Origin of the sequence: Vibrio hepatarius, assembly GCF_043642085.1 — a bacterium.
GTDB lineage: Bacteria > Pseudomonadota > Gammaproteobacteria > Enterobacterales > Vibrionaceae > Vibrio > Vibrio hepatarius_C.
The window spans coordinates 111,962-136,351 of sequence record NZ_JBHZSA010000004.1 but is presented as its reverse complement, the minus strand read 5'-3'; the positions used below and the strand labels follow the sequence as shown (position 1 = coordinate 136,351).

Genomic DNA, 24,390 nt, shown 5'->3' with positions numbered 1-24,390 from the left:
TACGCACTCTTTATTAAAAAGTCTAGATATGAAGGCCTATTGTAGCTTCTCTGGCGGCAATGCCCAAGGCGCTTGTGTCGCCGAGCCATCAAGCCCCAGTTTCCATACTCGACCAAAGTGCTTGTAGTGACCCGCTTCAGTACCTGCTCTTGGCCCCATGCCATGATAAAGATCCAAATGGTTCTGTTTCACCGCGCCGCCGGTATCTAACACAATCAGTAAACGTAATTGATGCGCGCCACTCCAAGTACCATCTGGTTTTAATAGCGGGACTTCAGCCAAGATTGGTGTGCCCATAGGGAATATTGAACGGTCTCCCGCGACAGAAGCCATTGGTAATAGTGGAACCCCCGCAGAACCTGTCACTGGCGCATCGGCACGTGGCGCAAAGAAGACAAACGATGGATTTTGCTCGAGTAGCTCTTTAACTGTTGCTTCATCATTTGCTAGTACCCACTCTTTAATTGCCTTCATCGACATTTTTTCGCGTGGCACTAAATCACGTTCAATCAGCACTCGGCCGATACTGACATAAGCTTTGTTGTTCTTACCGCCGTAAGCGAAATACTCTAAGGTGTCATCATCTTCAAAATGGACAAAGCCACTGCCCTGCACTTCCATCAAAAACGGATCAATTCGGTTAGCCGCGTAACCAAGCTCTAGACCCTGTCCTTCTAACGCACCATCATAAATTTGCGCGCGTGTTGGGCAGTCACTTTCACAGTTCGGCTTTGAATAAACTGGGTACTTAAACTTTTCGTTTGGCTGATGGCGTAACTCCATCACTGGCGAGAAGTAGCCAGTAAACAGCACATTACCTTTTTTGTCGCCACCACCAAGCTGCGCAGCCTGAATGTCAAAGTTGGATAAGTCAGCAGGATCACCACTTTGTAATACCCACTCATTGAGCTTTTCATACAGAGGTTGGTAGATTTTGGCCATCGAAGGAGAGTTAGCGACCACCTGATCGGCCTGACGATGGAATTCGGTAAAGTCTCTCGGTTTATCCGATTCGACGGAAGCAGACTTATTTAAGATGGTGTTGAACTCTTGACCCGTATATTGCTGGGCACGTTCGGTAGGTTGAGCACAGCCAAAAAGAACAGCGGCAGCTGCAATAGGAAGATATTTTTTGAACACTGGTTTGATCCCTTTCAAGCGATGCCATGAGCATGACAAACTTAACAAAAATACGCAATCCAGCGATGGTCAATGGCGGCTATTTTTGGTTTTCTCTGACATGGAAGACCGCTTGATAGTGAGGCTGAGAGATCAAACGCATTTCAGTAAAAGCTTCATTGAGTATAAGAAAGCGGCGCTTTTCATCACCAACGCTATATTCTAGGTAGGTTCCATCCCAGCTGTAACTGGTCGCGACATTGCCGCCATTGATTGTGACGCCCGTTGGCCCCAAAACAAATTCACTCGCTGCATAGGACGCGACATTTTGCTCGACCCAAGTGCCATAAAGATTCGATTTAGGATAGGTCACTGATAAATAGTAATCATATAGCTTGCTGCCCAACATCACAGCCATGATGCTAGCGACAATCGCCCCAACAATGATAACTCGCTCAATCAGCTTCTTCTTTGTGATCACAAATCCACTCACCTTACTTCTTACTGCGGTATTCAGGATACACCCCCAAGGTATAAGTCTGCGTTATAAATAGGCACTTGGCTAATAATTTCACTTAAAGCGATTGTGACAGCAAAGCAGACTCATCAACGAGACAAATTCGCGCGATATCTATCGGAACAACACCATCAAAAAACACTTGCCGCTTAGCGAATAAAATTGCAGTATATTTGTATATAAATTCACTCAATGGATGACGTTGTGAAAATTCGTAGTACCGCTCTCGTCAAAGGGTTTCGACAATCTGCCCCGTATGTCAATGCACATAGGGATAAAACCATGGTTATCATGCTAGGTGGCGAAGCCGTGGCAGATGGTAATTTTTCCAATATTATCAGCGATCTAGCTTTACTACATAGCTTAGGTGTAAAAATTGTTCTCGTTCATGGAGCGCGACCACAAATCAATCATCTTTTTGAGCAAAACAACCATTCAACGCCATACCATAAAGGGATCAGAGTTACCGACGAGACCTCGCTAAACTATGTCATGCAAGCGGCTGGGCAACTTCAACTTGCCATCACCGCGCAGTTATCGATGAGTTTGAGCAACACGCCAATGGCAGGCACCCAGCTCAACGTCGTCAGCGGTAACTTTGTTATTTCGCAGCCTTTAGGGGTTGATGACGGTGTTGACTATTGCCACAGCGGTCGGATTCGCCGCATTGACGTTGAAGGCATTAATCGCATGCTTAACCAAGGGTCAATTGTACTCCTCGGCCCTATCGCAAGCTCAGTTACTGGTGAGTCTTTCAATCTGTTGTCAGAAGAGGTTGCGACCAAGGTCGCCATCAAGCTCAAAGCGGATAAACTGATCGGCTTTTGTTCGGAGCAAGGCATCATCGATGAAGAAGGTAACGCGGTCGCAGAGCTATTCCCGAAAGATGCAGAGAAAATGTTATCTAACTTAGAAAGCCTATCTAAATCAGGATCAGAAAACTCATCGGGTACATTACGATTTTTACGTGCCGCTACCGCAGCTTGTCGAGCAGGTGTGCCGCGCAGCCACTTAATCAGTTACAAAGTCGATGGCGCACTGATCCAAGAGCTTTTCTCTCTCGACGGGATTGGTACTCAGATTGTTGAAGCCAGTGCTGAACAAGTACGCGTTGCTAACATTGACGATATTGGCGGTATTTTGGATCTGATTTATCCATTGGAGGAACAAGGTATTCTTGTGCGCCGCTCTCGTGAACAGTTGGAACAAGAAATTCACCAGTTCACCATTATTGAAAAAGATGGCCTGATCATAGGTTGCGCAGCGCTTTATCCATATCACGATGAACGTATGGCGGAAATGGCGTGTGTTGCGATTCATCCTGAGTATCGAGATGGTAACCGAGGCTTGCTGCTACTTAACCACATGCGACTGCAATCCAAAGCGCAGGGCATTGAGCATATTTTCGTGCTCACCACCCACAGCTTGCACTGGTTCCGAGAGCAAGGTTTCCATGAGATGGACGTGAACTTTTTACCATCGCATAAACAAAACCTTTATAACTACCAGCGAAAGTCTAAGATTCTGGCATTGGAACTCTAGCTTAATTGAATTCTTATTCTTGATACAAAATTGACAAAACTGCCTACATTATTATCTTTATTTCATATCTCTAATTGGTTAAAATTTCAGCTTCCAGTTCGTGGGGATAATATTTACGACTGGAAGCTAGATAGGATCAACTTCACCACTTTGCAGGCTGATATCGCGGCTTGCTAGGTTGCAAGGATTGCTTGAGGTTACACACAACGTCACTAAGAGCAAACTATTGATGAAGAAAATCATCTGTAACTCAGTACAGAGTTTCTGGGATATGGCCGATAATGAACTACTAGAAAACCTAGATGTTCATTGTGTATTTCCCGTTACTGAAGGCTTAAAAGCATTCATCCTCAACTATAAAGAGAAATACCGTATTCGCAGTATCTCCTTCTCCTCGGCAATATAGTTGAAACCTGATAGCCATGGATGGTTATCCACTTACCTGCAATCTCTCTATCAACCCACTTGCTCGCTCCGTTCGCACTTTTACCCCACGTTTCATCACTCGATCGTCCGCATAAAAACTCAAGCGCTTCTTCGCTCGTGTAATACCGGTATAGATTAACTCGCGCGTTAAAATTGGCGTAAAATCCGGTGGCAGGATCATTAGGGTATGTTCAAATTCACTGCCCTGAGATTTGTGAATCGTCATTGCATACGCAGTTTCATGCTCAGGTACACGGCTCGGCAAAACAGACTTAACGCTACCATCTGGCAGTTCGAAATAGACCTTCAGCCTTGCTTGTTGCTCAGAGTTATCACGCATGCAGATGCCGATATCACCGTTGTACAGACCCAAAGCATGATCGTTGCGTGTCACCATCACTGGCCTACCGTGATACCAAAGCTCGTCTTGAGTTTGAATCAACTTACGTGCTGCCAGCGCACGTTCAACACGATGGTTTAACCCTTTAACACCAAAGTCCCCTTCCCGTATTGCACACAGCAAGCGGCAGCGTGCGAACTGGTCCAATACTGCCTTAGCTCGCTGTTGCTGTGTTTCAGGCTCATTGGTATTCGGGTCTAACTGCTGCACCTCAATACGTTTAAGGTAATGGGCGTATTCCGAAACCAACGTTTGAATCAGTTGATTGTAGTGTTGGCTGTCGATAGGAAATTTGCTGATATCGGCAAACTCTTTCTGCCACACCCAATCTACCTTTTGCGCCGAGCCACTATTAACCGCTTGAGCAAGTTGTCCAATCCCCGAACGAACATCGAATCGGTAACTTTTCTTCAGCATACATAAGCTATCAGCGATGTTGGCTTGATTGTGTGCCCCATGAGCTAAAGTGCTAAAACCAGTAAGTTTCGCCACTTGTGCCGCTTGGCTATGACTATAACCAAATTGATTGAATGAGCAGATATCGCCAAGCACCGCACCAGCTTCAACCGATGCCAATTGGTCTTTGTCACCGAGCAAGATCAGCCGTGCATGCTTAGGCAGTGCATCAATCAATTTGTACATCATAGGCAAATCGACCATTGAGGCTTCATCAACCACTAAGATATCTAGGTGCAGTGGGTTGTCACTGTTATGTCTAAACTCGGCACTGTTAGGGATTGCGCCAAGTAATCGATGTAATGTGCTCGCATCGGTTGGAATACTCTCTTTCAGTTCCTGCGCAGCGGGAAGCTGCGCGACCGCCTTACCAATAGATTCCGTTAAACGCGCGGCGGCCTTACCTGTTGGCGCAACCAGTTTGATGGTGGCTTGAGAGCCATAGCCTTGCGCTTGTTCAATCAATGCAGCCAGCAGTTTGGTTACTGTGGTCGTTTTACCTGTCCCCGGCCCACCAGAGATAACTGCAAATTTTCGAGTTAACGCAACCGCTGCAGCGACCTTTTGCCAATTGATGCATGCAGACTGAGGAATAAGCTCATCCAACACCGAAAGCTGCTCTATGGTTTTCGCCTCGACGAGCTTTTGGTCTATGGTAGGCCAATCCAATATTTCCTCTGCGACAACGTCAAAATGGTCACACACCATACGCTGACGAGCCCCAGCAGAATCATTTCCTGAAATGCGAGATTTAGTCAATGAATCAAATAGATAGCGGTATGTTCTAGCAAATAAGTGATTGAGTAACTCTGTCAGTTTTTGTACTTCATCAGGCTTTAGGATCATAGGTAACCCAAAGCTATTTAAGCGCGCCGCTAACGTCACTTCATAGTGCCAATAGCGGTGTAGATAGAGCCTAGAGCCATCAAATATCAGTGGTAGTGCTTCACCGTTTGAGCCCACAATCGCGGCACTATTTAACTTACTGACCCAGTCGATCGTCACTAACACTTCATTTAGCACTAGCGCAGATTCACCAAATAGACCTAACTTAGCGGCTAGATCGGCAGGTTGAGCTTGTGGATCAAACAGGGGCAAGCAAATATGGCCTTTGCCAAGCTCGCTGCTCACTACTCCGGCAATAAAAGCCAGAGCGTCATCTTGCGTTTGAGCTTGAATGAATCGCGCAAACTGATAATCCAATTGCCTGATGTTGCCCTTAGTGGCCAGCTGTTTGAGTGTATCTAATAGAGAAGTAGAGGTTGCGAGCATTACAGTAACTCCATTTGGCCAGCATTATTATGCTTAGTGTCAATCGGCTGACCATCAATCAGTTTGTCCATATCATCAAGAAATTCTAGGCTTGGCTTAGCAGAAAAAATACCATGGTCACTCGCGCCATCCATGCCTCTTAAAAACAGGTAATAGACGCCGCCAAAATGCTGTTCGTAGTCATAGTTAGCAATACGACTGCGTAAGAATCGATGCAGAGCCAAGGCATAAATTTGGTACTGGAGATCGTAGCGATGATCAGCCATTGCGCCACTAAGCGCTTGGCCGTGGTAGTAACTTACCTCATCACCTAAGTGGTTTGATTTCCAGTCGAGGACGTAATACTTACCTTGATGTTCAAACACCAAATCAATAAAGCCTTTCAGCATACCCTGCACGGTATGAAAACCGAGATCACCCGCTTTGGCTGATAAGGTATCGTGGCGTTGAATAACGCGGTTTAGAGCTGGGGCTGCCAACACTTCAATCGGTAGAAGGAATTCCATCTCGACCAGTCTTTGACTCGGCCCTTTCTGATTAAGAACGAGTTGCTTTCCATCGAGAGGCGTCGCCAGCACGGTATCAATCAACTGCTGTAAAACCGGTAACCAGCTGTGATCTAATTGCTCACTTTCCAACAGACGAATAATAACTTCTGTGTTCTCTTCACTACTCGCGCTTTGGGTAAACTCAACATCTTCAAACAATGTATGTAAGAAGGTACCTGGCCGAGCACCACGCGGAAAGGTGAAGATAGATTGTTCTGGCTCAACCAGATCTTCTTCATCCTGTTCATCAGAAGAGTCGATATCGAGGTGCATTAAATCGGTGTAGGCCTCATCACTGTGATGCGAGCCTTGCTTGATTAAGCCGGAGTAACTGGTGATGCGCCAGTTGCGATCAATTTCATTAGATAGCGTTCGAGCAGCCAATGTCTGCGGCTCGCCCGTAATTTGAGTAAAGATCTGTTGTTGCTCTGCTGGCAATGATGAAAGCTGGACAGCATCAAGGCCATCAACATGCTTTTGGATTGCCATGGTCAAATCGCTGATGCCCCCTTCCTGTCCATCTTGGAGTAAATACCCCATCGCACTATGGTGGACACCGGTAGGCTCTTTGGTCGAGCGACCATTGCGCAGTGGTGCAGCACCAATAAAGCAGCCATATACCGCACGGGTTAGCGCCACATAAATTAAGCGTAAGTCTTCGGCTAAACGTTCTTTGTCTGCTTGAGCTAATGACGCATCTTGCTTAGTAATATCTAAAATCATTCGGTCTTGCGCCGCGTCATAGTACTTGGCTTCACTCGCTTCGCGGTAGCTAAGTACAAATGGCAAAAACACCAAGTCATATTCCAAGCCTTTCGATTTATGAATCGTGACGATTTGAACTAGGTTTCGCTCGGACTCTAGGCGTTGGATCTGCTCCTCACCGCCACCTAAACCATTTTCAGCATCACTAATTGCTTGTGCTAACCAACGTAGCAGACCATGGTCGCTATCGAGCTCTTGGCTGGCTTGCTGCAATAACTCGCCAATATGCATAAGATCGGTAAGGGTGCGCTCTCCGCCCTCTTCTTCCAATAACCGTTCTGCAATATGACGTTTACTCATCACAGCGCGAAGCATGGGTAGTACACCACGCTGAGTCCAGAGTTTGCGGTACTCTTTGAACTCATTGATGGCGCTTTCCCACTCATTTTCGTCGTTATTGAGCTTGTCCAAAGCCCCAGCATCAAGCGCGAACATTTCAGAGGCGATGCTCGCACGCAGAGCTCGATCATTTTCTGGCGTTAATACCGCTTGCAGAAGGCGCTGCAAGTCTTGAGCAATCATTGAAGTAAACACACTGTCGCGGTTTGAAAGGTAGACACTGGCAACCCCCTGCTTAGCTAGAGCATCTTTAACCATACGACCTTCGTTACCGGTACGTACCAGAACGGCAATATCACCCGCTTTAATCTGATGCTTACCTTTACCATCTTCAAAAAACGCCAAATCTTGCTGCGCAGCCGTCAACACCTGTTGAATCTGATCCGCAGTCGCTTTCGCCATGGCTTGCAGGTATTCACCTTTAGGTAGCGGTTTATCTTCTGCATCTTGCAGCCAATAGGTCAGCGCAGGTTGCTTTTGGCCATCGATAGTCCAAATGCGTTTTTCAGCATTAGGACTATGGCTGACCGGATGAAACGGAATATCCTGATCGTAGATAAATGGACTGGTTGGCAAAGCAAATACTTGGTTTACCGCTGCCACCATATCTGCACTTGAGCGCCAGTTGGTGCCCAACGTGAAGTGAGAAGAAACCTGATTACGCGCTTTGATATAGGTAAAGATATCCGCGCCACGGAAACCATAAATCGCCTGCTTCGGATCGCCGATCATAAACAGGCCGCACTCAGGGTTATTGAGATAAATTCGGCTAAAAATACTGTATTGCAGTGGATCGGTATCTTGGAATTCATCAATCATCGCGACGGGATATAACTGGCGAATCCGAGTAGCTAGCAACTCCGCTTCATCTTGATCGATGGCGGCAGATAAATTAGTCAGTAGATCATCAAACGACATCCACTGTTTCTGCTGTTTCGCTTTGGCAAGCATGTCGCGGCAATGCTCAATCGCATGAGCCAGAATCGGTGCTTTTAAACTGATCGGTGCAGCTAAGAAATCTTCAATCGCACTAAAGACTTGATGCTGAGGAGGTGTACCTTTAGGCGTTTTCTCTACCAATACGTTTTGGCCGAACTTTTCCAGCTTGTCTGGGTAGTCGTAACTTGTTGTTTCCGTCGCCGCCCACAGGTTCACCGCTTCTAACCAAGTCGGTAATGACTTCTTAGTGTAGCTGCGTTTATTGACATCAGAATCACTGATCAAAGCGAGCAAATCATCTTGATGTTCACGCCATAGTGCTTTCAGCTCATCTATCTTAGCTAAGTTTTGTTGATGAAGATCAGCCAGTGAACCGCTCATCGCAGCGACGGATAAACTCAGAGGCGCACCAGTTAAATAGCTCGACACATCGCTGAGTAGATTAGCAGGCGAGTTCCAAATTCGGCGAACTTCACCGGCTAGATTAAGCGGTAACGGATAGAAGTTTCTGCGCCAGTAGTCAGCAACAATCTGCGCCTTAAGGTGGCTCTCATCGGTGACAAATTCATTGTTGAAGCGGCTGCCGGATTCAAAGGCATTCTGAGTAAGCATGCGCTGACAAAAACCGTGAATCGTATAGACCGCGGCTTCATCCATTTGGCGCTCAGCTTGAAGAAGAATTTCCGCGGCTTGTTTATGGTCACTCACTTCATCCAAAAGTGGCGCAATAACCGGGTCGCTACTTTTCCCGCGTGCAAAGGCTAAACGCGCATCGTGAATTCTCGCTCGGATACGATCACGCAACTCAGCCGTAGCAGCTTCGGTAAAGGTCACCACCAATATTTGATCAACCGTCAATGGCACTTGATGCTTAGTTTCTGGACTACCATGACCTAAAAGCAATCGTAGGTATAAACCTGCGATGGTAAAGGTTTTCCCCGTCCCCGCCGACGCCTCGATCAGTCGAGCACCATGAAGAGGAAAAGTCATGGTGTTAAGCGGAGTAACCATTGACGTAGCTGTCATAAAATTCTGCCTTTTTGCTGAAAACTTATGGATCCCGTGAGACATAAGTGTGATCCAGACTTAAAAACTGTTGTTATTCATATTTATCCTACAAAAGTTAGGATGTTATGCGATCTTTCTCACGGCATAAGCTGTGTCTAGCCGTTAGTATGCGCGCCATGTGTTGAGCAGCTTTGACGTTGCAACAAACCAAAAGAATCATGGTCCCTCTGACCTGTGGCCGTACAGCGAACGCCCTACACTATAATGATTTACTGGCGGCCACCTACTTTCCTTACTGCTTTGTTTCCAAAGGCTTTATTGCATATCTTCATTTGTCATTACTTCTAAGCGTGCCGTTTGCAGCACTAGTGCACTCATAGTGCGTTGGCTTGCAGCCAGTTCGTCATTCCAACTTGGCCAAATACGCGCAATGTACGGGTTATTTCCTTCACCCGTAGCCATAAAGCTGTCGTTGAAAGTATCCGCCATTTTCTTGAGTGACTTTTCTTCATCATCCACCCATTTACCGCGACTAAATCCTGCCTCTACACAAGCAAGCGCCGTTTTAGGGAAATAGGCCAGTGGCTCTGTCATGCCTTGATAGAACAATCGAACTAACTCAGACAATAGCGAGCGTGCATAACTTGCATCAGCAATTGGTGGGTAAACTAAGTGCACCACACCCTCTTTTTTGTCATAGCCAATCATATGAGTGCGTTTACTTTCACCCATTGCAGACATCGCGAGGTGATCGATCCACGCCGATAGATAGTCTTGAGAGCGTATTTTGCCGCTGCGGTAACGGACCAGACCTGACTGATAATGCTGAGTTAACCAACCGGTTAGGTGGATTTTTTTATCTTCACCTAACACATCCAGCGTCAGTTTTACTTCCAAGTCATCATTGTCAGCGCCGCAAAGGAAAGTCAGTTTCTCCACCAGCTCTTCGGCTTGCACTCGATTGGTTTCAAACTCAATATCGCCAAACGCGCCAACGGGAAGTTTACCTTGCGCACGTTGCTCATCAACAAACGCTTTTATGATCGCTTTGCTATCCGAACCTTGCCCATCGTCGAGCTGACGCTTGAGTAAGCTATCCAGCAAACCATCACGCATTTGATAGCTTTCCAAACCATTAAGAATAAATGGCTCATCATCTTCCATTACTGGCAATGGCGGCTCGAACATCACCTTTAAGCGGCGGTTAAAGAAATACTGTACTGGTAAGCGCCAAAAACGTTGTAGCTCAACCAGGTCTAAATCTAACGGGTAAGTCACATCAAGCAGGTAATCTTGCAGGCGCTGATTAAACTCACCACTAACCTGACCTTGGCGGTTAGCGGCGGGAAGCCACTCTTTGGCATAGCTTGGCGAATCACCTAAAAAAGCGCTGCTGCTAAACGGCACCATAGAGTGTTGAGTCAATAACTCATCAAGCAGTTTTTCTCCAGACTCATCGCAGGCCAATTGCTCATCACCCTCTAGGCAATAATTCTGATGACAATACTCCATCAACTCCGATACCAGTACTGATGGCACTCGCTCGGTGTTATCTTGAATCGAGCGGCCAACGTAACTGATATACAAGGACTGCTGCGCCGAGAGCATTGCTTCTAAAAATAGATAGCGGTCATCATCACGGCGAGAACGATCGCCAGGCTTGGTTCGACCGTTCATCAGATCAAACCCTTCCGGCGGCACAGTTCGTGGATAGACGCCATCATTCATGCCAAGCAAACATACTGCTCTAAATGGAATCGAGCGCATTGGCATCAAGGTACAAAAGTTTACTTGTCCGGCGAGAAAACGCTGACTTACCCGAGTGCCCGAGAGCTTATTTTGTAGATACTGAGCAATGATAGCTGGCGCTAATGGCTGTTCAAATGCTGCATCGCTAAGCTGCTCTTTTAGGTTAGCTAAGGTATCGCGAATAGATTTGAGCGCCGCTTCGCCTTCTAGCTCGACTTTAAAGAACGCATCGAGAAGAAGGGTTAATACTTCTCGCCACTCATCAATCGACTGCGTTTGTACTAACTTTTGACGATACTCGCTGACGGTTTCGATAAAGTGCGCCAGTTTTCCCGCGAGCTCAGCGCCCAGACCTTGTACTTGGTTATAGGGAGCTAAAGTACCCGTTGATGACTCAAACAGACCTGCTGACTCTGGCATCGCATAGCCCAATAGCATACGCTCAATACCGAACTGCCAGGTATTTTGCGCTGTTTCAGGCAGATCAAACTCATGCCCTGTGGACGGGTTCAGCCCCCAGCGGATCCCTGACTCTTCTACCCATTGCTTGGCTAAGATAAATTCATCTTCGTTTAATTCAAATCGCGCCAATATTGCTGGTGTTTCCAGTAATTCCAATAGCTCTGATGCTAGGCAGCGCGTATTTGGCAGATTAACCAGTTGCATGAAAGCATTAAGGATTGGGCTCTCTTGGTCGGCAGTTCGGTCCGAAATCGAATAAGGAATAAAACGTTCACCCGGCGCATTACCAAACACCGCCTGAATCGCAGGGCTATAAGCATTGATATCCGCAACCATGACAATGATGTCGCGCGGCTTTAGACTTGGATCGGCATCGAACATCGCAAGTAACTGATCATGCAGCACTTCCACTTCACGCATCGGGCTATGACAAGCATGTAAGCTGAGAGATTTATCCCCTAGCGTGACCACTTGCTTATGCGAACTGCTCTCTAGCTGATGATCATCTTGGTGCTCTTCTAGATTGAGGATATCGGCTTGCAGTTGATGGAGTAGCGAATCGCGCTCGACATCGACGAAGGCCTCAATTTCATGCGACTCTAGCTGCGACAACAGATACATATTGTCACGGCCAAGCTTACCCATTGACGCCAATAGGCTGTTACCGACCGCGTCAGTATGCAGCTCATCGAGTAAATTCTCTTCCAATGAACCTTTAAGTTGTTCACTCTCGCCGTGCTGCTCAGAGTGGTCTTGATTCCACACCACATGTTTACGGTGTTTTGCTGCTAATCGGGCAAGGAACTTTCTATCTCGCACTTCACCCCAGTAGTAACGACATGGGTTGGTGAACATCAGATGCACATCAATATGTTCGCCAATCGCTTTTAATGCATCCATATAGCGCGGTGGCAAAGAGGTGATACCGAATACAAATAGGCGCTTAGGTAAGTGGTCAAAGTTACCCTGATAGTTTTCGAGCGTATCGATAAAATGTTCGTACAAATTAGCACGGTGGTATGGCGATTGGCCTAACGCTAAGGTGTGATCATAAAGGGCTTGCCATAAGACCGGCTGCCAAGGGTGCTCTTCTTCTAGCTCAGCCACGGTTTGGCCCGCTTCCCAAGCGGCTATCCACTCAGGGCGATACACTAAATAACCATCAAAAATATCGGCGATTTTTTCTGATAGTTGATAGAGCTTCGAGCTGTCTTCATCTTGTTCTAGATAGCGTTTAAGTGGTTCAAACTCTGGCGTATTGAGCATCCCCGGCAAGATGTGCATCAGCTTCCAAGTCATCGACTCTTTATTAAATGCACTGCGCTTCGGCACATCTGAAAGAACCTCGGTAAACATATTCCAGATGAAGGTCGCAGGGAGTGGAAAGTCAATGTTCGCTGCTACCCCGAACTCTTTGGCCAACTCCATTTTCAACCACTGAGACATACCCGGGCTTTGCACCAAGATTTGCTCTTTTTCAAATGGGTTTGCTAGAGGGTTGAGCCGAACCAGCTCGACAAGTAGAGACTTTAAAACATCTACTTGGTTTGAATGGTAGACAGTAAACAAAATGCACTCACACTATTCTCGCCGTAATTAGGATTGAGATTAGCATAAGTGCACGGTTTTCTTGATAAATATAAGCTTAGAAAAGCTCAAAAGGTTACGCGTTACGCACTACATGTCGATGAGGCTGATAGAAGTGGAAGTAACGTGCCGCAACATAGCCCACCACTAGAGTCGCAACCACTAGCTCTAGCCCTGCTAGCCAGTGTACTTGCTCAACATATTGCTGCGCTACGCCAACGCTTTCCATCCAAGCGGATAATTTAAATAACGCTGTTGAGCCAATCACCATCGGGAAGGTAAAAGCCGCATAACCCGGGCTAAACGGTAGACGTAATAGCTTAAAGAATGCGAGGTAAATAATCGCCGTCATTAATACTGCGATACCAAATAACACCCCAATGATCACTGGTGAAGGTTCTGCAGTCACGGTTAAGTAGCCTGCCAAAGAAAGACTTGCCGGCGCGGCCATAATCGCCATGGTTGGCTTTGCTGCATCTGGCACTTCATGAGTAAACATAAAGCGATAAATCATCATAGGTAACATCACCGCATAAGCCGCAATACCAAACACTAGAGCAATATGTGCAACCACTGCCAAGTGAGGATTCCCAGAGAAAGAAACATCAGCAACTATGATACCGACAGGAGGGACAAACCAACTTGGTACCATATGGTGCAGTTCAAAACTCTGCGCACGGTGATAAACGAAGCTAGCAAGAAACACCACATGCAAGCCGACGGCAACTAACCACACTAGGTCACCAGCGACAGGATAAAATTGCCCAATCGATGCAGAGACAACCATAGTGCCCATGGCAAAGGTCGGCACAACGCTGCCCACTACAGGATGAGCTAAGTCTTCACGTAATAAGTGGTTATGAAATAGAAACTTCACCGCTAATATTGCCAATAGTACGCTGGCAATCGCTGCCCCGCCCCATTGAGCGTAACCATGAAATGGCGCGGCATTTTCCCAGCACCAACCTAAACTGGCAATCCCTAGCGCTAAGCCTGCCATTGGAGTTGGAGCTCCCATCACTTTTGCTTTCGCTGCTTGAATCATTGTTGCCTCTCAATCTCTTTAGTACGAAGCCAGTTTACACTTGCTAATTGTTCGATAATATCTAATTATTTAGAACAGGCGTTCAAACAAACTTAACGAAGGGTTATGGCTACCAATATCTCTCTCAAACAACTTAAAGTGTTTATTACGATTACTCAGCACGAGACGCTAACCTCTGCCTCGGAAGCACTGTTTCTTTCCAAAGCCGCGGTGAGTATGGCGCTGTCTGAATTGGAAAAGCAGATTGGCCACTCTCTATTTGATCGGGTTAACAATCGCCTCATCCTAAATCAGGAAGGACAGAAGTTACTGCCATTAGCCGATGAGCTTATTGAGCGAGCGCAAGATATCGAGCAACTTTTTGATAATGACCAGACATTAACCGGTGAGTTAAAGATTGGCGCCAGTGATACGATAGGCAATCAGGTCGCTCCATATCTGCTACGCGACTTTCGCGCGGAAACTCAGCACACATCACAGAGCTTATTTATCTCAAACTCAGCATTAATCTGTGAAAAGCTGATCGACTATGAGCTCGATCTGGCTTTGATCGAAGGCAAAACCCTCCATCCACAACTAATTTCCACTCAGTTTAGTGAAGATGAAATGTGTATCGTCTGTACGCCCAATGACCCGTTGGCTAGCAAACGACCATTGACCATTGGCGACCTTGAAAACAGTGATTGGATCTTGCGCGAGCCCGGCTCTGGCTCAAGAGAATTCTTTTTACGCACGGTTGCTCCACGTATCGAACATTGGCATGAGTCGTTTCAGTTGAATACTACGGAAGCCTTGATCAACAGTGTTTCTGCTGGGCTTGGGTTAGGTTGCCTGTCAAAACTCGCCGCAGAGCCCGCTATCAAAGATGGCCGCGTGGTTGAACTGACACTCCCTCTCGATATGAAGCGACGCTTTTGGTTACTGGTCCACAAAGAAAAGTATCAAAGCCCATTACTTAAAACGTTTATCGAATACTGTCACCAGTGGCGTAAAGACTGACCACTTAGATCTCAGAATGGGCGCTCCGCCTAGACTTAACTGGTCAAAAACTGTATAAACAGACAGTAAATATTTTCAATAATTTGAGTTAGAGGACCAACCATGGCTGTAATCGTCAAGTACGTGGTAGAACGCAACGGAGAAGAGAAAATGACTTTTACCTCTAAAGCGGAAGCTGACGCATATGACAAGATGCTCGATATGGCTGATGAGCTTTTTGAGCTACTGGGTAAAAGTGAACTGCTAGAAGATGAAGGCAAGAAAGAAGACTTGGCTATGTTCCTAGCACAAAACAAAGAAGAAGTGCTTTATGCTCTTGGTGCTAAGCGTAAACCTACGCCGAAAAAGCCAAAGAAAGTAGAAGCTGTTGAAGATGCAGAAGAAGCGCAAGACGACGCTGCATAATTTCACTCTTGCTCAAACGATTCAAACCTCAGCCCTGTGCTGAGGTTTTTTATTTATGGGGAAATGAAAGCTCTCATCTTTACCCTAATATCTTGCTCGCAGACTGCTAGAATAAATCTTCACCTACCTAATAGAGTGCCTCTTGATGAAATACCACATTGAAGTCTGCATTGATAACCTCGAATCCTTACACTTAGCCATCGCTGGTGGTGCAACACGTATTGAACTGTGCTCCTCTCTCGCGCTTGGCGGACTGACACCGAGTTTTGGTTTTATGAAGAAAGCGGCACAAATCTCGACAATTCCTGTCTATGCGATGCTCAGACCGAGACAAGGCGATTTTCTTTACGATCAAGATGATATTGACGCGATGTTACTCGATATTGAAGCCGCTGCTGAGGCAGGTCTACAAGGGGTAGTATTCGGAGTATTAACGGCGGATGGACTAATTGATGTGCCGCTCGCTCAGCAACTGGCTGAACGCGCAAACCTGTATGGGTTAGGTATCACCTTCCACCGCGCGATTGATCAAAGCAGTAATTGGCAGCAAGCCCTTGAGGATATTATTAGCCTCGGCGCTGAACGTGTCCTAACGTCAGGTCTAGCGGCAAATGTTGAGCAAGGAATAAACACACTCAAACAGATGGTTGAACAGGCCGACGGGCGAGTTTCGATTATGGCAGGCGCAGGACTCACGGCTGAAAATGTACAAGCGATTGTCAACGCAACTGGCGTTAGAGAAGTTCACTTATCAGGAAAGAGCACTCGCCCGAGCCATATGCTCAATATCAGTGAAGATGCGAAAATGGGTAACCAAAACATTGATGACTTCATCGTTCCAGTGACCAGCAGTGCAGCGATTGAAAAAGTCGTCAAAGCGCTCAGTTAATGGTAAAAAGGAATAGATTCAGAGGGTAACGTGCCCTCTGTTGGTTGACTTAGAGTAGAGTGGAATATGGCAAAGGATTTGTTTTACAGCTTGGACTTAAATTTACTGCGCACTTTTCTTGTACTCTCTCAAGAACTCAATATGCGCAAAGCATCGCAGCGACTTTTTGTTTCGCAGCCCGCCATCAGCCAAGCACTGCAGAAGTTGCGCCACCACTTTGATGATGAGTTATTTGTTAAAGTCCCTTCAGGCTTAGAAGCCACCCACTTTGCCAATGAACTTGCCGAACGTATCACCCCACATTTAGATGGCTTAGCCAGTGCCCTCAATACTTCCCAAGCATTCGACCCTAGCCTATACGATTCCAAAATAAAGATCGCCCTTTCGCCGATGGTGTTGGGCTGTTTGTCAGGCACCTTGTTTCATCAATTAAGAGAGCAAGCGCCTTTAGCGGAAATCGAGCTTGTAGGCTGGACTCAAACAACACTAGAAGATATCAGTAAAGGTGATGTACTGATTGGAGTGAACTATGACCTAGGCGCTCCCAAAAGCATCATTCTTAACCACCTACTTGACCTTAAAGGGCGTGTTTTTGTTCGTAAAGATCACCCACTCAAGAAGAAAGTTGCTGAGATAAAAGATTTTGACGGTTATGAGATTGCCTCATTTATTAATCCTGGCTGGAATGACCAATTCAGTGTTGCCGAAAAAATCATGCACTCATATGGTTTAAACACCCGAGTAGGATTTCGTTCTGAGATGATCATTGCAATCATAGATGTCATCCAGCATACCGACATGTTTATGCCTCACTCAAATCTTTTTCCTATCGAGCTCTACCCTCAGCTCAGAGCAATTGATGTCATTGCTGACGATGAGAATATCGAAAAAGGAATCCACAGCCAGTACCACCTTAAAAACCGCAACAACCCTTTGATTCATTGGCTACATAGTGAAATCAAATCTGCTTTGGAACATCAGGCTAATAAGTTTGATGAGATGTATCCCTACTCTAAATAATAAGCTTTGCTTATTATTGATATAACCATGACTAATTAGCACTTATTACAATTCAAATTTACTCTATCCATATCGGAACAATGTCATTTCTAGGAAGGAAAGCACATTAACTTTAAAGAGAAATTTGAAAATGAAACTAGCCTTCACAACCCTTTTAACTGCATCTGTTTTATCTGCGCCTGTTCTAGCAAATAACGAAGGCCACCGTATCGGTTTAGGCTTTAACAAAACCTCAATTGAAGAAGTAACTACTCCATCTTATGACTACTCTGGCAGCGGTATTAAGCTCGAATATGGTTATGAGTTTAACCATATTGTTGGTGTAAACCTTTCATACAGTAAGGCATCAGGAAGCTACTGGGGGCCAATTGATACTGATAGTAACACTTTCAAAATTGATACTGATATTGGTTACACTTTCAACCTAGATGGGTTCTCGATCAAACCTTATGGGGTTATTGGATTCGCAAAATTCAAAGAAGAGCTTAGTGCTTATGGTGAAAACCTAGGTTCTTGGGATGACTCATCACTCTTTATTGGCACAGGTGTGCGAGGCACATTTAGCGAAAACTTCTACGCTGACTTCCGTGCTGATTTCATCAACCTAGAAGATCACAATGAAGACATTTTTGTCGATCAATTCTCTTTCACTGTCGGTTACAAGTTTTAAGTTCGGCAGCGTCTAACCCTAATTTATACGCCATGGATGGCTGTACCTAATTCACTGAGTATCCATGATGAAAAAACACCTTCTTACACTCGCACTACTTGCTCCACTCGCAGCTTCAGCAACTGGCTTGCACATTTCTCCAGAGATAAAAATGGGTCCTTACTTAGGTGCTGGAATTTCAGGTGCTGGATTACAACTTGGTGTCACTGATGTTTTGGGGCTTGATGCTCTCTACGTCAGCTATTCTCATACATCGGCAGAAATACTACTCGATAAAGATAGACTCAAAACCTATCGAGTTGGTGGACAGTACCAATTTTTAGATCACCCGATGAAGATGGCACTGCAGTTAGAAGGTGGTGTTGTAGAATACGAAGGAAAACGTGACTACATATTCTCAAATACAACTCGCTACGAGGAAGGTACTGGTGCAAGTATTTCTGCATCATGGGTAGTATTCATTAACGATAATGTAGGCTTTAGACTCGGTACCGATTTTAACTACATAGATAGAAGCGACACCCTGTTCGAATCGAACTGGTCAGCCACAATATCATCTGGTGTGGTATTTCACTTCTAACGAAGTGCATCATCTATGCTCTGTTCGCCCAAGTGGCGAACATCTTTTCCTTTCACAAAGTAGATGATGTACTCACAAATATTCTGACAGCGGTCGCCTACTCGCTCAATTGCACGCGCAGACCACATCACCTGTAAGATGTTTGGAATGTTCTTCGGGTCTTCCATCATATAAGTCATCAACTGACGAATAACCGCTTCGTACTCAGCATCGATCTTATCATCGAGCTTATACACTTCCGCCGCTGCATCGACATCCATACGCGCAAATGCATCAAGTACTTGATGTAGCATGCTGATCGCTTGACGACATAATGGCTCTAAGGAAACTTGAAACTGACGCTCTTTAGAAGATGGGCTTTCGATAGCGACATAGGCGATTTTGGTCGCGACATCACCGATACGTTCAAGATCAGTAATGGTTTTGATGATCGCCATAATCAGACGGAGATCTTTCGCAGTTGGCTGGCGTTTAGCTATAATTCGGGTACACGCTTCATCAATCGAGACTTCCATTGAGTTCACTTTATGATCATCTCGAACAACCTTTCGTGCTAGCTCAATGTCTTCTTTATGTAGTGCTTGCATTGCAAACGACAACTGCTGTTCAACCAATCCACCCATAGTTAACACATGAGTACGGATCGACTCTAGTTCGACATTAAATTGGCCTGAAATATGGCGCCCAAAATTCATAAATAAAGTTAGTCTCTTTTGCTGATTAATAAGAAAAGTTGCGTATTAGCTAAGTACCAAACTGTGATTGTTGTAAATAGTTGGAACTGTAGCAAGGCAACAAGAGATTTCAGCCCTATGAGCATAGCTCGTCTATGTGATTAGGGGGAAATATCGCAGTTAACGCCGCTACGGTTTCAAATATGACCAACAAACCTAGCCGTATCTACCAGTAATGTAGTCTTCCGTTTGCTTTTTCAATGGCGAAGTAAAAATAGAATCCGTATCTGAGTACTCGATCAACTTACCCATATGAATAAATGCCGTGTGGTCACTCACGCGAGCCGCTTGCTGCATGTTATGGGTGACAATCACCACTGTATATTTGGTTTTAAGATCGTTGATCAGTTCTTCAATCGTCAAGGTCGAAATAGGATCAAGTGCCGAAGTTGGCTCATCCAACAGCAGCACCTCTGGCTCTATCGCAATCGCGCGAGCAATTACTAAACGTTGCTGCTGACCACCCGACAGTCCAAATGCATTTTCATGGAGACGATCTTTTACTTCATCCCATAACGCCGACGCTCGCAGTGAACGCTCAACCGCGTCATCAAGGGCGCGGCTGTTATTGACACCTTGAAGGCGTAAACCATAGACCACGTTTTCATAGATTGATTTAGGAAACGGGTTGGGTCTTTGAAACACCATACCTACGCGACGGCGCAAGGTCGCGACGTCCACATCAGGATCATAAACGTTCTTGCCATGCAGTTTCACTTTGCCTTTAACGCGACAACCTTCAACCAGATCGTTCATGCGATTGATACAACGAAGCAAGGTCGATTTACCGCACCCCGATGGACCGATAAACGCCGTCACCTGCCCTTTAGGAATGCGCATAGAAATATCACTTAACGCCTGCGCAGTTTGATAGTGCAGGTCTAACCCCTCAATCGAGATAGCCGTTAAATCATCACTAAGATTATTCACGTCTAGCGGGGTTGGATAGCCAAGAGTTTGATTCACAGAAAACATGGTTAATCTTGTCCTAAGGTTCGGTATTTCTCGCGCAGGTTATTACGAATACTGATGGCCGTCAGGTTAAGCCCGATAATCACCGTAACCAACAACAACGAGGTGGCATAAACCAGCGGTCGTGCACTTTCAATATTAGTCGTTTGGAAGCCAACATCGTAAATATGGAAGCCTAAATGCATGAACTTACGTTCTAAATGCAAGAACGGGAACTGACTGTCAACAGGTAAGCTAGAGGCAAGTTTCACCACACCCACCAGCATTAAAGGCGCAACCTCACCTGCTGCGCGAGCCACCGCTAAAATCAGCCCAGTGATCATAGCTGGGCTTGCCATCGGTAAGACAATGCGCCACATGGTCTCAAACTGTGTCGCGCCGAGTGCCAAAGAACCGTGTCTTACGGAGTTGGGAATTCGAGTTAAGCCTTCTTCTGTCGCCACGATTACAACAGGTAGCGTCAGTACCGCTAACGTCAGTGCTGACCACAATAGACCAGGTGTGCCAAAGGTTGGGGCCGGCAAGCGCTCTTGATAGAACAATGAGTCGATTGAAGCACCTAAGGTATAAACAAAGAAACCTAAGCCAAATACGCCATAAACAATCGAAGGTACACCAGCAAGGTTAATAACCGCGACGCGAATCAAACGAGTGAAGGCATTGTTTTTGGCATACTCGTGCAGGTAAATTGCCGCAATCACACCTAATGGCATCACGATTACGGACATGATCAATACCATCAGCACGGTACCAAACATCGCCGGGAATACCCCGCCTTCGGAGTTCGATTCACGTGGGTCTTCAGATAAAAACTTCCACGCTTGCTTACCCCAGCGGATTAACTTCTCACCCATCGACATTTGGTTTGGATACCACAAGTCTAAAATATGACTAAGAGGAATCGTCACCCTTTCACCTGTCATATCCTCAACTAGCAGACCTTGGTTTTCTAACTTGCCACGTAAGTTATCCAGTTTGGCTTCGACCTTGGCTAAAGAGTCAAGGTACTGCTCATTTTGCGTCTGATAGTAAGCGAGAAATTCATCATCTAAATTGTCATTCAAACTGCGCTTGCGCTTTTCCAGCCTTAAGCGTTCTGCTTGGCCGCTAATCACACGCACTTCTTGTTGAATCAAACGGTCGATTTCTTTACGCAGGGTCTGCGCATAGGCAAGGCCAGAGGTAATATCTTGCGTCACGTCTGTGCTGACTCGACCATCTGGGTGTTGGTAACCGACCGGTTGACCAAAGAAGTCACCGCCCCGGGTACGCTCAATGACCGCCCAGTGCTGTGGCAATGTTGGAGGACTTAAATCGATTTCGAGCAAAGAAACAAAATCAGCCGCATATAGATCGCGATTGGCGACTTTGATATTCACCCGCTTCGCTAGGCCTTTTTCTTCAACACTGGCAGGTAAATCAATATCCATCTCGCGAAGGTGAGTAATTGGCACATACTCTTGCGAATAGATTTGTCCAACCAGAAGTTCGCCGTCTTTAGTTTGCCATTGATAGAGCGGCGCAGGCCAAAAATAAGAAAGGCCTTTCCAACCAATAAGCAGTAATAGCCCCAACACAGACAACAGGCTGATACTTACTGCACCACCTGTTAACCATATCCACGGAGAGCCTGATTTTAACCACTTAAACACGTACAAGGTTTCCTAAATTCAAATTAGAGAGAACGATATTTTTCGCGCAGGCGCTGACGTACCCATTCCGCAAGAGAGTTAACCGCAAAGGTAAACATCAGCAGCAATAACGCCGCTAAGAACAAAATACGATAATGCGAGCTACCGACTTCAGATTCTGGCATTTCGACCGCAATGGTGGCCGATAATGTACGCATCCCTTCGAGGATGTTCCAATCCATAATCGGTGTGTTACCCGTCGCCATCAGTACGATCATGGTTTCGCCTACCGCGCGACCTAGTCCCATCATAATCGCAGAAAAGATACCTGGACTTGCCGTCAATAGCACAACATGAGTTAAGGTCTGCCACTGCGTTGCTCCTAACGCCAATGATCCATCAGACAAATGCTTCGGCACTGAAAATATCGCGTCTTCCGCAATGGTAAAGATGGTAGGAATAACTGCAAAGCCCATAGCAAAGCCGACCACAAGCGCGTTACGTTGGTCGAAATTGATCCCTTTATCAGCCAGAAATACTCTGACATCACCATTAAACAACCAAGCTTCAATATTGCCACTTTGCGACAACACCACCACTGCAACCACCACCAGCGCGGGCATCAAAATAGCGGCATGCCAACCATTGGCAAAGCGCCCTGTCCAATGCTTTGGCAAGGCATGCCACCCCATCCCAAGAAAAATCGTTGAAATAGGCAGAAACAGCATTAAGGTTACCACCGCCGCCAAATGCGTTTCGACTATTGGCGCAAACCATAATCCGGCTAAGAAACCGATGATAACGGTTGGTAGCGCTTCCATTAGTTCGATAGATGGCTTGACCACACGGCGCATTTTCGGCGTCATAAAGTAAGCGGTATAGATAGCGCCAAATACGGCAATAGGAACCGCAAAAAGCATTGCAAAGGCAGCCGCTTTCAAAGTACCAAACGCGATCGGAACCAAACTGAACTTGGCTTCAAACTCATCACTTGCGGAAGTGGTTTGCCAAACAAATTGTGGCTCAGGATAGCTTTCATACCACACTTTTTGCCACAAAGATGACAGCGAGACTTCTGGGTACGGATTGTCGATTTCAGCAATGCTTAGCTCAGCATCTTTCACCGCCAATAGGTAGTTTTCATTTTGCGACATCGCTGCGAGCTGAGGCGCTTGCTGATAAGCACGTTTGAATATCACCAGCTTTTCACTGGTGGTGTAATGGCTTTGAACCGTGCCATTAATATAAAAACTGTAAAAGCCTTTCCGGTAGCTATCTGGCAATAAAAACTGCAATTCCGAAGCAAGCTTAAACTGACGAATATGAGATAATGAACGCTGCCCATCACTCAGTACGTCAAACCACTGCGAGACCAAACCATCTTTATGAGTCACCAGTAGTGAATATGCACCGGAAAGAAGATCAATATCAGTTACTGCATGTTGCGGTTTGCCTTGGCTAAGATCGACGATTTCACGCACATTGAAACTATCGTCCTGCTTAGTTGCAATAACCAGTTCAGAGCCTGAGCGAAGATAGATGGTTCTTCCATCTGGTGTGACTAGGATTTGGTCTAGCTGCGTAATAGGCTCGGCAAACTCATAACTGTGCGAACCATCATCACTTTGCCAGCGAACCTTTACTGTATCGTCTTGATACCAGCCCACTAAGGTGAGCGGCTTTTGCGTAGAGAAAGCAAACTTCTTAAGCTCATTTCCTTCAACATGCAAATCAAACGGCATCGATTTATTCAGCACATTCGGCGCAAACTCTCGGCTTTCTTTGGTCAGTTCTGAGTCCATTCTCGGCTTAAATAACCGAACCTCGCCTTGCTTACTGGCAAAACCATACCAACCGAGAGAACTTAGAGAATCAGCAAATAAGCTATTGGGCGCAGCAACTTGCTCGGAAAGAACTGGCTGAGCACTCTGGCTGTTCAGTGACCAGAAATTAATCCGACCATCTGCAGAAATGACAAATGCATTTTCCCCATACTCATCAACACCTGCCGCAATTGGCTGGGTAATAGTGACCGGAATACTTCTTACATTAGGGGTGATCTTAGCGTCGCTAAACAATGGTAGAACCATGATCGCAAGGTAGACAAAGATCAGAACTAAGGCTGCGAGTACACCAACACCACCTGCAGATACAGCAAATCGAACCAACCGATCTTTGATTAGTCGCTTTCGATCTAGCTCTCGCAATGAGAATTCTGCTTGGGTCATTCCTGTCTCTTACCTATTTTCGTCCGAGGGTATAATATTTCTATTAGGTGACAATTATATTACAGTTCGCATTAAACAACTGAAAACA

The 24,390-nt window shown here is 45.9% G+C and carries 18 protein-coding genes; 8 read left to right on the top strand and 10 right to left on the bottom strand.

The annotated features are described in order from the left end of the window. Positions 1 to 36: 36 nt before the first annotated feature. Positions 37 to 1,140: a murein transglycosylase A gene (gene mltA, locus ACHUFZ_RS09890; RefSeq protein WP_394127043.1), complete on the bottom strand. Its 1,104-nt coding sequence runs from the start codon at positions 1,138 to 1,140 to the stop codon at positions 37 to 39. Positions 1,141 to 1,219: 79 nt separating this feature from the next. Continuing rightward, entirely contained in the window at positions 1,220 to 1,600 is a 381-nt protein-coding gene (locus ACHUFZ_RS09885; RefSeq protein WP_394127042.1) for a DUF2850 domain-containing protein, read from the bottom strand. A 240-nt stretch (positions 1,601 to 1,840) separates the two neighbouring features. On the opposite strand from ACHUFZ_RS09885, the gene argA reads away from it, so the two are divergent. Further along, the gene (gene argA / locus ACHUFZ_RS09880; RefSeq protein ID WP_394127041.1) at positions 1,841 to 3,178 is read left to right on the top strand and encodes an amino-acid N-acetyltransferase; all 1,338 of its coding nucleotides are present in this window, start codon (positions 1,841 to 1,843) and stop codon (positions 3,176 to 3,178) included. A 229-nt stretch (positions 3,179 to 3,407) separates the two neighbouring features. Continuing rightward, positions 3,408 to 3,584 (top strand): hypothetical protein, encoded by a 177-nt coding sequence (locus ACHUFZ_RS09875; protein ID WP_053440607.1) that lies wholly within the window; start codon positions 3,408 to 3,410, stop codon positions 3,582 to 3,584. A 24-nt stretch (positions 3,585 to 3,608) separates the two neighbouring features. On the opposite strand, the gene recD is transcribed toward ACHUFZ_RS09875, so the two are convergent. The 4 genes from recD to ACHUFZ_RS09855 all read right to left on the bottom strand — a co-directional run bounded on the left by recD (position 3,609) and on the right by ACHUFZ_RS09855 (position 14,174). Further along, a complete protein-coding gene (gene recD, locus ACHUFZ_RS09870) occupies positions 3,609 to 5,732 on the bottom strand; it encodes an exodeoxyribonuclease V subunit alpha (RefSeq protein WP_394127040.1) in 2,124 nt (707 codons plus the stop codon). Then, the gene (recB, locus tag ACHUFZ_RS09865) at positions 5,732 to 9,349 is read right to left on the bottom strand and encodes an exodeoxyribonuclease V subunit beta (protein ID WP_394127039.1); all 3,618 of its coding nucleotides are present in this window, start codon (positions 9,347 to 9,349) and stop codon (positions 5,732 to 5,734) included. The genes recD and recB overlap by 1 nt, the downstream gene beginning before the upstream one ends. Before the next feature lie 297 nt (positions 9,350 to 9,646). After that, positions 9,647 to 13,111 carry an exodeoxyribonuclease V subunit gamma gene (recC, locus tag ACHUFZ_RS09860; RefSeq protein WP_394127038.1) on the bottom strand — a complete coding sequence of 1,155 codons (3,465 nt, stop codon included), beginning with the start codon at positions 13,109 to 13,111 and terminating at the stop codon, positions 9,647 to 9,649. Positions 13,112 to 13,205: 94 nt separating this feature from the next. Further along, positions 13,206 to 14,174 (bottom strand): TDT family transporter, encoded by a 969-nt coding sequence (locus ACHUFZ_RS09855; protein ID WP_394127037.1) that lies wholly within the window; start codon positions 14,172 to 14,174, stop codon positions 13,206 to 13,208. Between the two features lie 105 nt (positions 14,175 to 14,279). Here ACHUFZ_RS09855 and ACHUFZ_RS09850 point away from each other — a divergent pair, with 105 nt between their 5' ends. The 6 genes from ACHUFZ_RS09850 to ACHUFZ_RS09825 all read left to right on the top strand — a co-directional run bounded on the left by ACHUFZ_RS09850 (position 14,280) and on the right by ACHUFZ_RS09825 (position 18,737). Beyond that, on the top strand, positions 14,280 to 15,173 hold the full coding sequence (locus tag ACHUFZ_RS09850) for a LysR family transcriptional regulator (RefSeq protein WP_394127036.1): 894 nt from the start codon (positions 14,280 to 14,282) through the stop codon (positions 15,171 to 15,173). 102 nt (positions 15,174 to 15,275) lie between these two features. Continuing rightward, a complete protein-coding gene (locus ACHUFZ_RS09845; RefSeq protein WP_134835692.1) occupies positions 15,276 to 15,578 on the top strand; it encodes a YebG family protein in 303 nt (100 codons plus the stop codon). A gap of 145 nt (positions 15,579 to 15,723) precedes the next feature. Then, positions 15,724 to 16,467, top strand: coding sequence for a copper homeostasis protein CutC (locus tag ACHUFZ_RS09840; protein WP_394127035.1), 744 nt, complete (start codon positions 15,724 to 15,726; stop codon positions 16,465 to 16,467). Between the two features lie 66 nt (positions 16,468 to 16,533). Beyond that, positions 16,534 to 17,487 (top strand): LysR family transcriptional regulator, encoded by a 954-nt coding sequence (locus tag ACHUFZ_RS09835; protein WP_394127034.1) that lies wholly within the window; start codon positions 16,534 to 16,536, stop codon positions 17,485 to 17,487. 130 nt (positions 17,488 to 17,617) lie between these two features. Then, a complete protein-coding gene (locus ACHUFZ_RS09830) occupies positions 17,618 to 18,157 on the top strand; it encodes a porin family protein (protein ID WP_394127033.1) in 540 nt (179 codons plus the stop codon). A 67-nt stretch (positions 18,158 to 18,224) separates the two neighbouring features. After that, the gene (locus tag ACHUFZ_RS09825) at positions 18,225 to 18,737 is read left to right on the top strand and encodes a hypothetical protein (RefSeq protein WP_394127332.1); all 513 of its coding nucleotides are present in this window, start codon (positions 18,225 to 18,227) and stop codon (positions 18,735 to 18,737) included. Here ACHUFZ_RS09825 and phoU read toward each other — a convergent pair. From phoU to ACHUFZ_RS09805, 4 genes are all read right to left on the bottom strand, one after another. Beyond that, the gene (gene phoU, locus ACHUFZ_RS09820) at positions 18,734 to 19,432 is read right to left on the bottom strand and encodes a phosphate signaling complex protein PhoU (RefSeq protein WP_004413083.1); all 699 of its coding nucleotides are present in this window, start codon (positions 19,430 to 19,432) and stop codon (positions 18,734 to 18,736) included. The genes ACHUFZ_RS09825 and phoU overlap by 4 nt on opposite strands. A gap of 195 nt (positions 19,433 to 19,627) precedes the next feature. Then, positions 19,628 to 20,446, bottom strand: a complete 819-nt coding sequence (gene pstB, locus ACHUFZ_RS09815) for a phosphate ABC transporter ATP-binding protein PstB (RefSeq protein WP_134835687.1) — start codon at positions 20,444 to 20,446, stop codon at positions 19,628 to 19,630. A gap of 2 nt (positions 20,447 to 20,448) precedes the next feature. After that, positions 20,449 to 22,095, bottom strand: coding sequence for a phosphate ABC transporter permease PstA (gene pstA / locus ACHUFZ_RS09810; protein WP_394127032.1), 1,647 nt, complete (start codon positions 22,093 to 22,095; stop codon positions 20,449 to 20,451). 23 nt (positions 22,096 to 22,118) lie between these two features. Next, positions 22,119 to 24,302, bottom strand: a complete 2,184-nt coding sequence (locus ACHUFZ_RS09805) for an ABC transporter permease subunit (RefSeq protein ID WP_394127031.1) — start codon at positions 24,300 to 24,302, stop codon at positions 22,119 to 22,121. Positions 24,303 to 24,390: the final 88 nt, after the last annotated feature.

Bases quoted from the DNA above. Each gene is read 5' to 3' on its own strand.
- ACHUFZ_RS09875 (WP_053440607.1), top strand. From the start codon at position 3,408: ATGAAGAAAATCATCTGTAACTCAGTACAGAGTTTCTGGGATATGGCC.
- recD (WP_394127040.1), bottom strand. From the start codon at position 5,732: ATGCTCGCAACCTCTACTTCTCTATTAGATACACTCAAACAGCTGGCC.
- recB (WP_394127039.1), bottom strand. From the start codon at position 9,349: ATGACAGCTACGTCAATGGTTACTCCGCTTAACACCATGACTTTTCCT.
- ACHUFZ_RS09855 (WP_394127037.1), bottom strand. From the start codon at position 14,174: ATGATTCAAGCAGCGAAAGCAAAAGTGATGGGAGCTCCAACTCCAATG.
- ACHUFZ_RS09850 (WP_394127036.1), top strand. From the start codon at position 14,280: ATGGCTACCAATATCTCTCTCAAACAACTTAAAGTGTTTATTACGATT.
- ACHUFZ_RS09845 (WP_134835692.1), top strand. From the start codon at position 15,276: ATGGCTGTAATCGTCAAGTACGTGGTAGAACGCAACGGAGAAGAGAAA.
- ACHUFZ_RS09840 (WP_394127035.1), top strand. From the start codon at position 15,724: ATGAAATACCACATTGAAGTCTGCATTGATAACCTCGAATCCTTACAC.
- ACHUFZ_RS09835 (WP_394127034.1), top strand. From the start codon at position 16,534: ATGGCAAAGGATTTGTTTTACAGCTTGGACTTAAATTTACTGCGCACT.
- ACHUFZ_RS09830 (WP_394127033.1), top strand. From the start codon at position 17,618: ATGAAACTAGCCTTCACAACCCTTTTAACTGCATCTGTTTTATCTGCG.
- ACHUFZ_RS09825 (WP_394127332.1), top strand. From the start codon at position 18,225: ATGAAAAAACACCTTCTTACACTCGCACTACTTGCTCCACTCGCAGCT.
- phoU (WP_004413083.1), bottom strand. From the start codon at position 19,432: ATGAATTTTGGGCGCCATATTTCAGGCCAATTTAATGTCGAACTAGAG.
- pstB (WP_134835687.1), bottom strand. From the start codon at position 20,446: ATGTTTTCTGTGAATCAAACTCTTGGCTATCCAACCCCGCTAGACGTG.
- ACHUFZ_RS09805 (WP_394127031.1), bottom strand. From the start codon at position 24,302: ATGACCCAAGCAGAATTCTCATTGCGAGAGCTAGATCGAAAGCGACTA.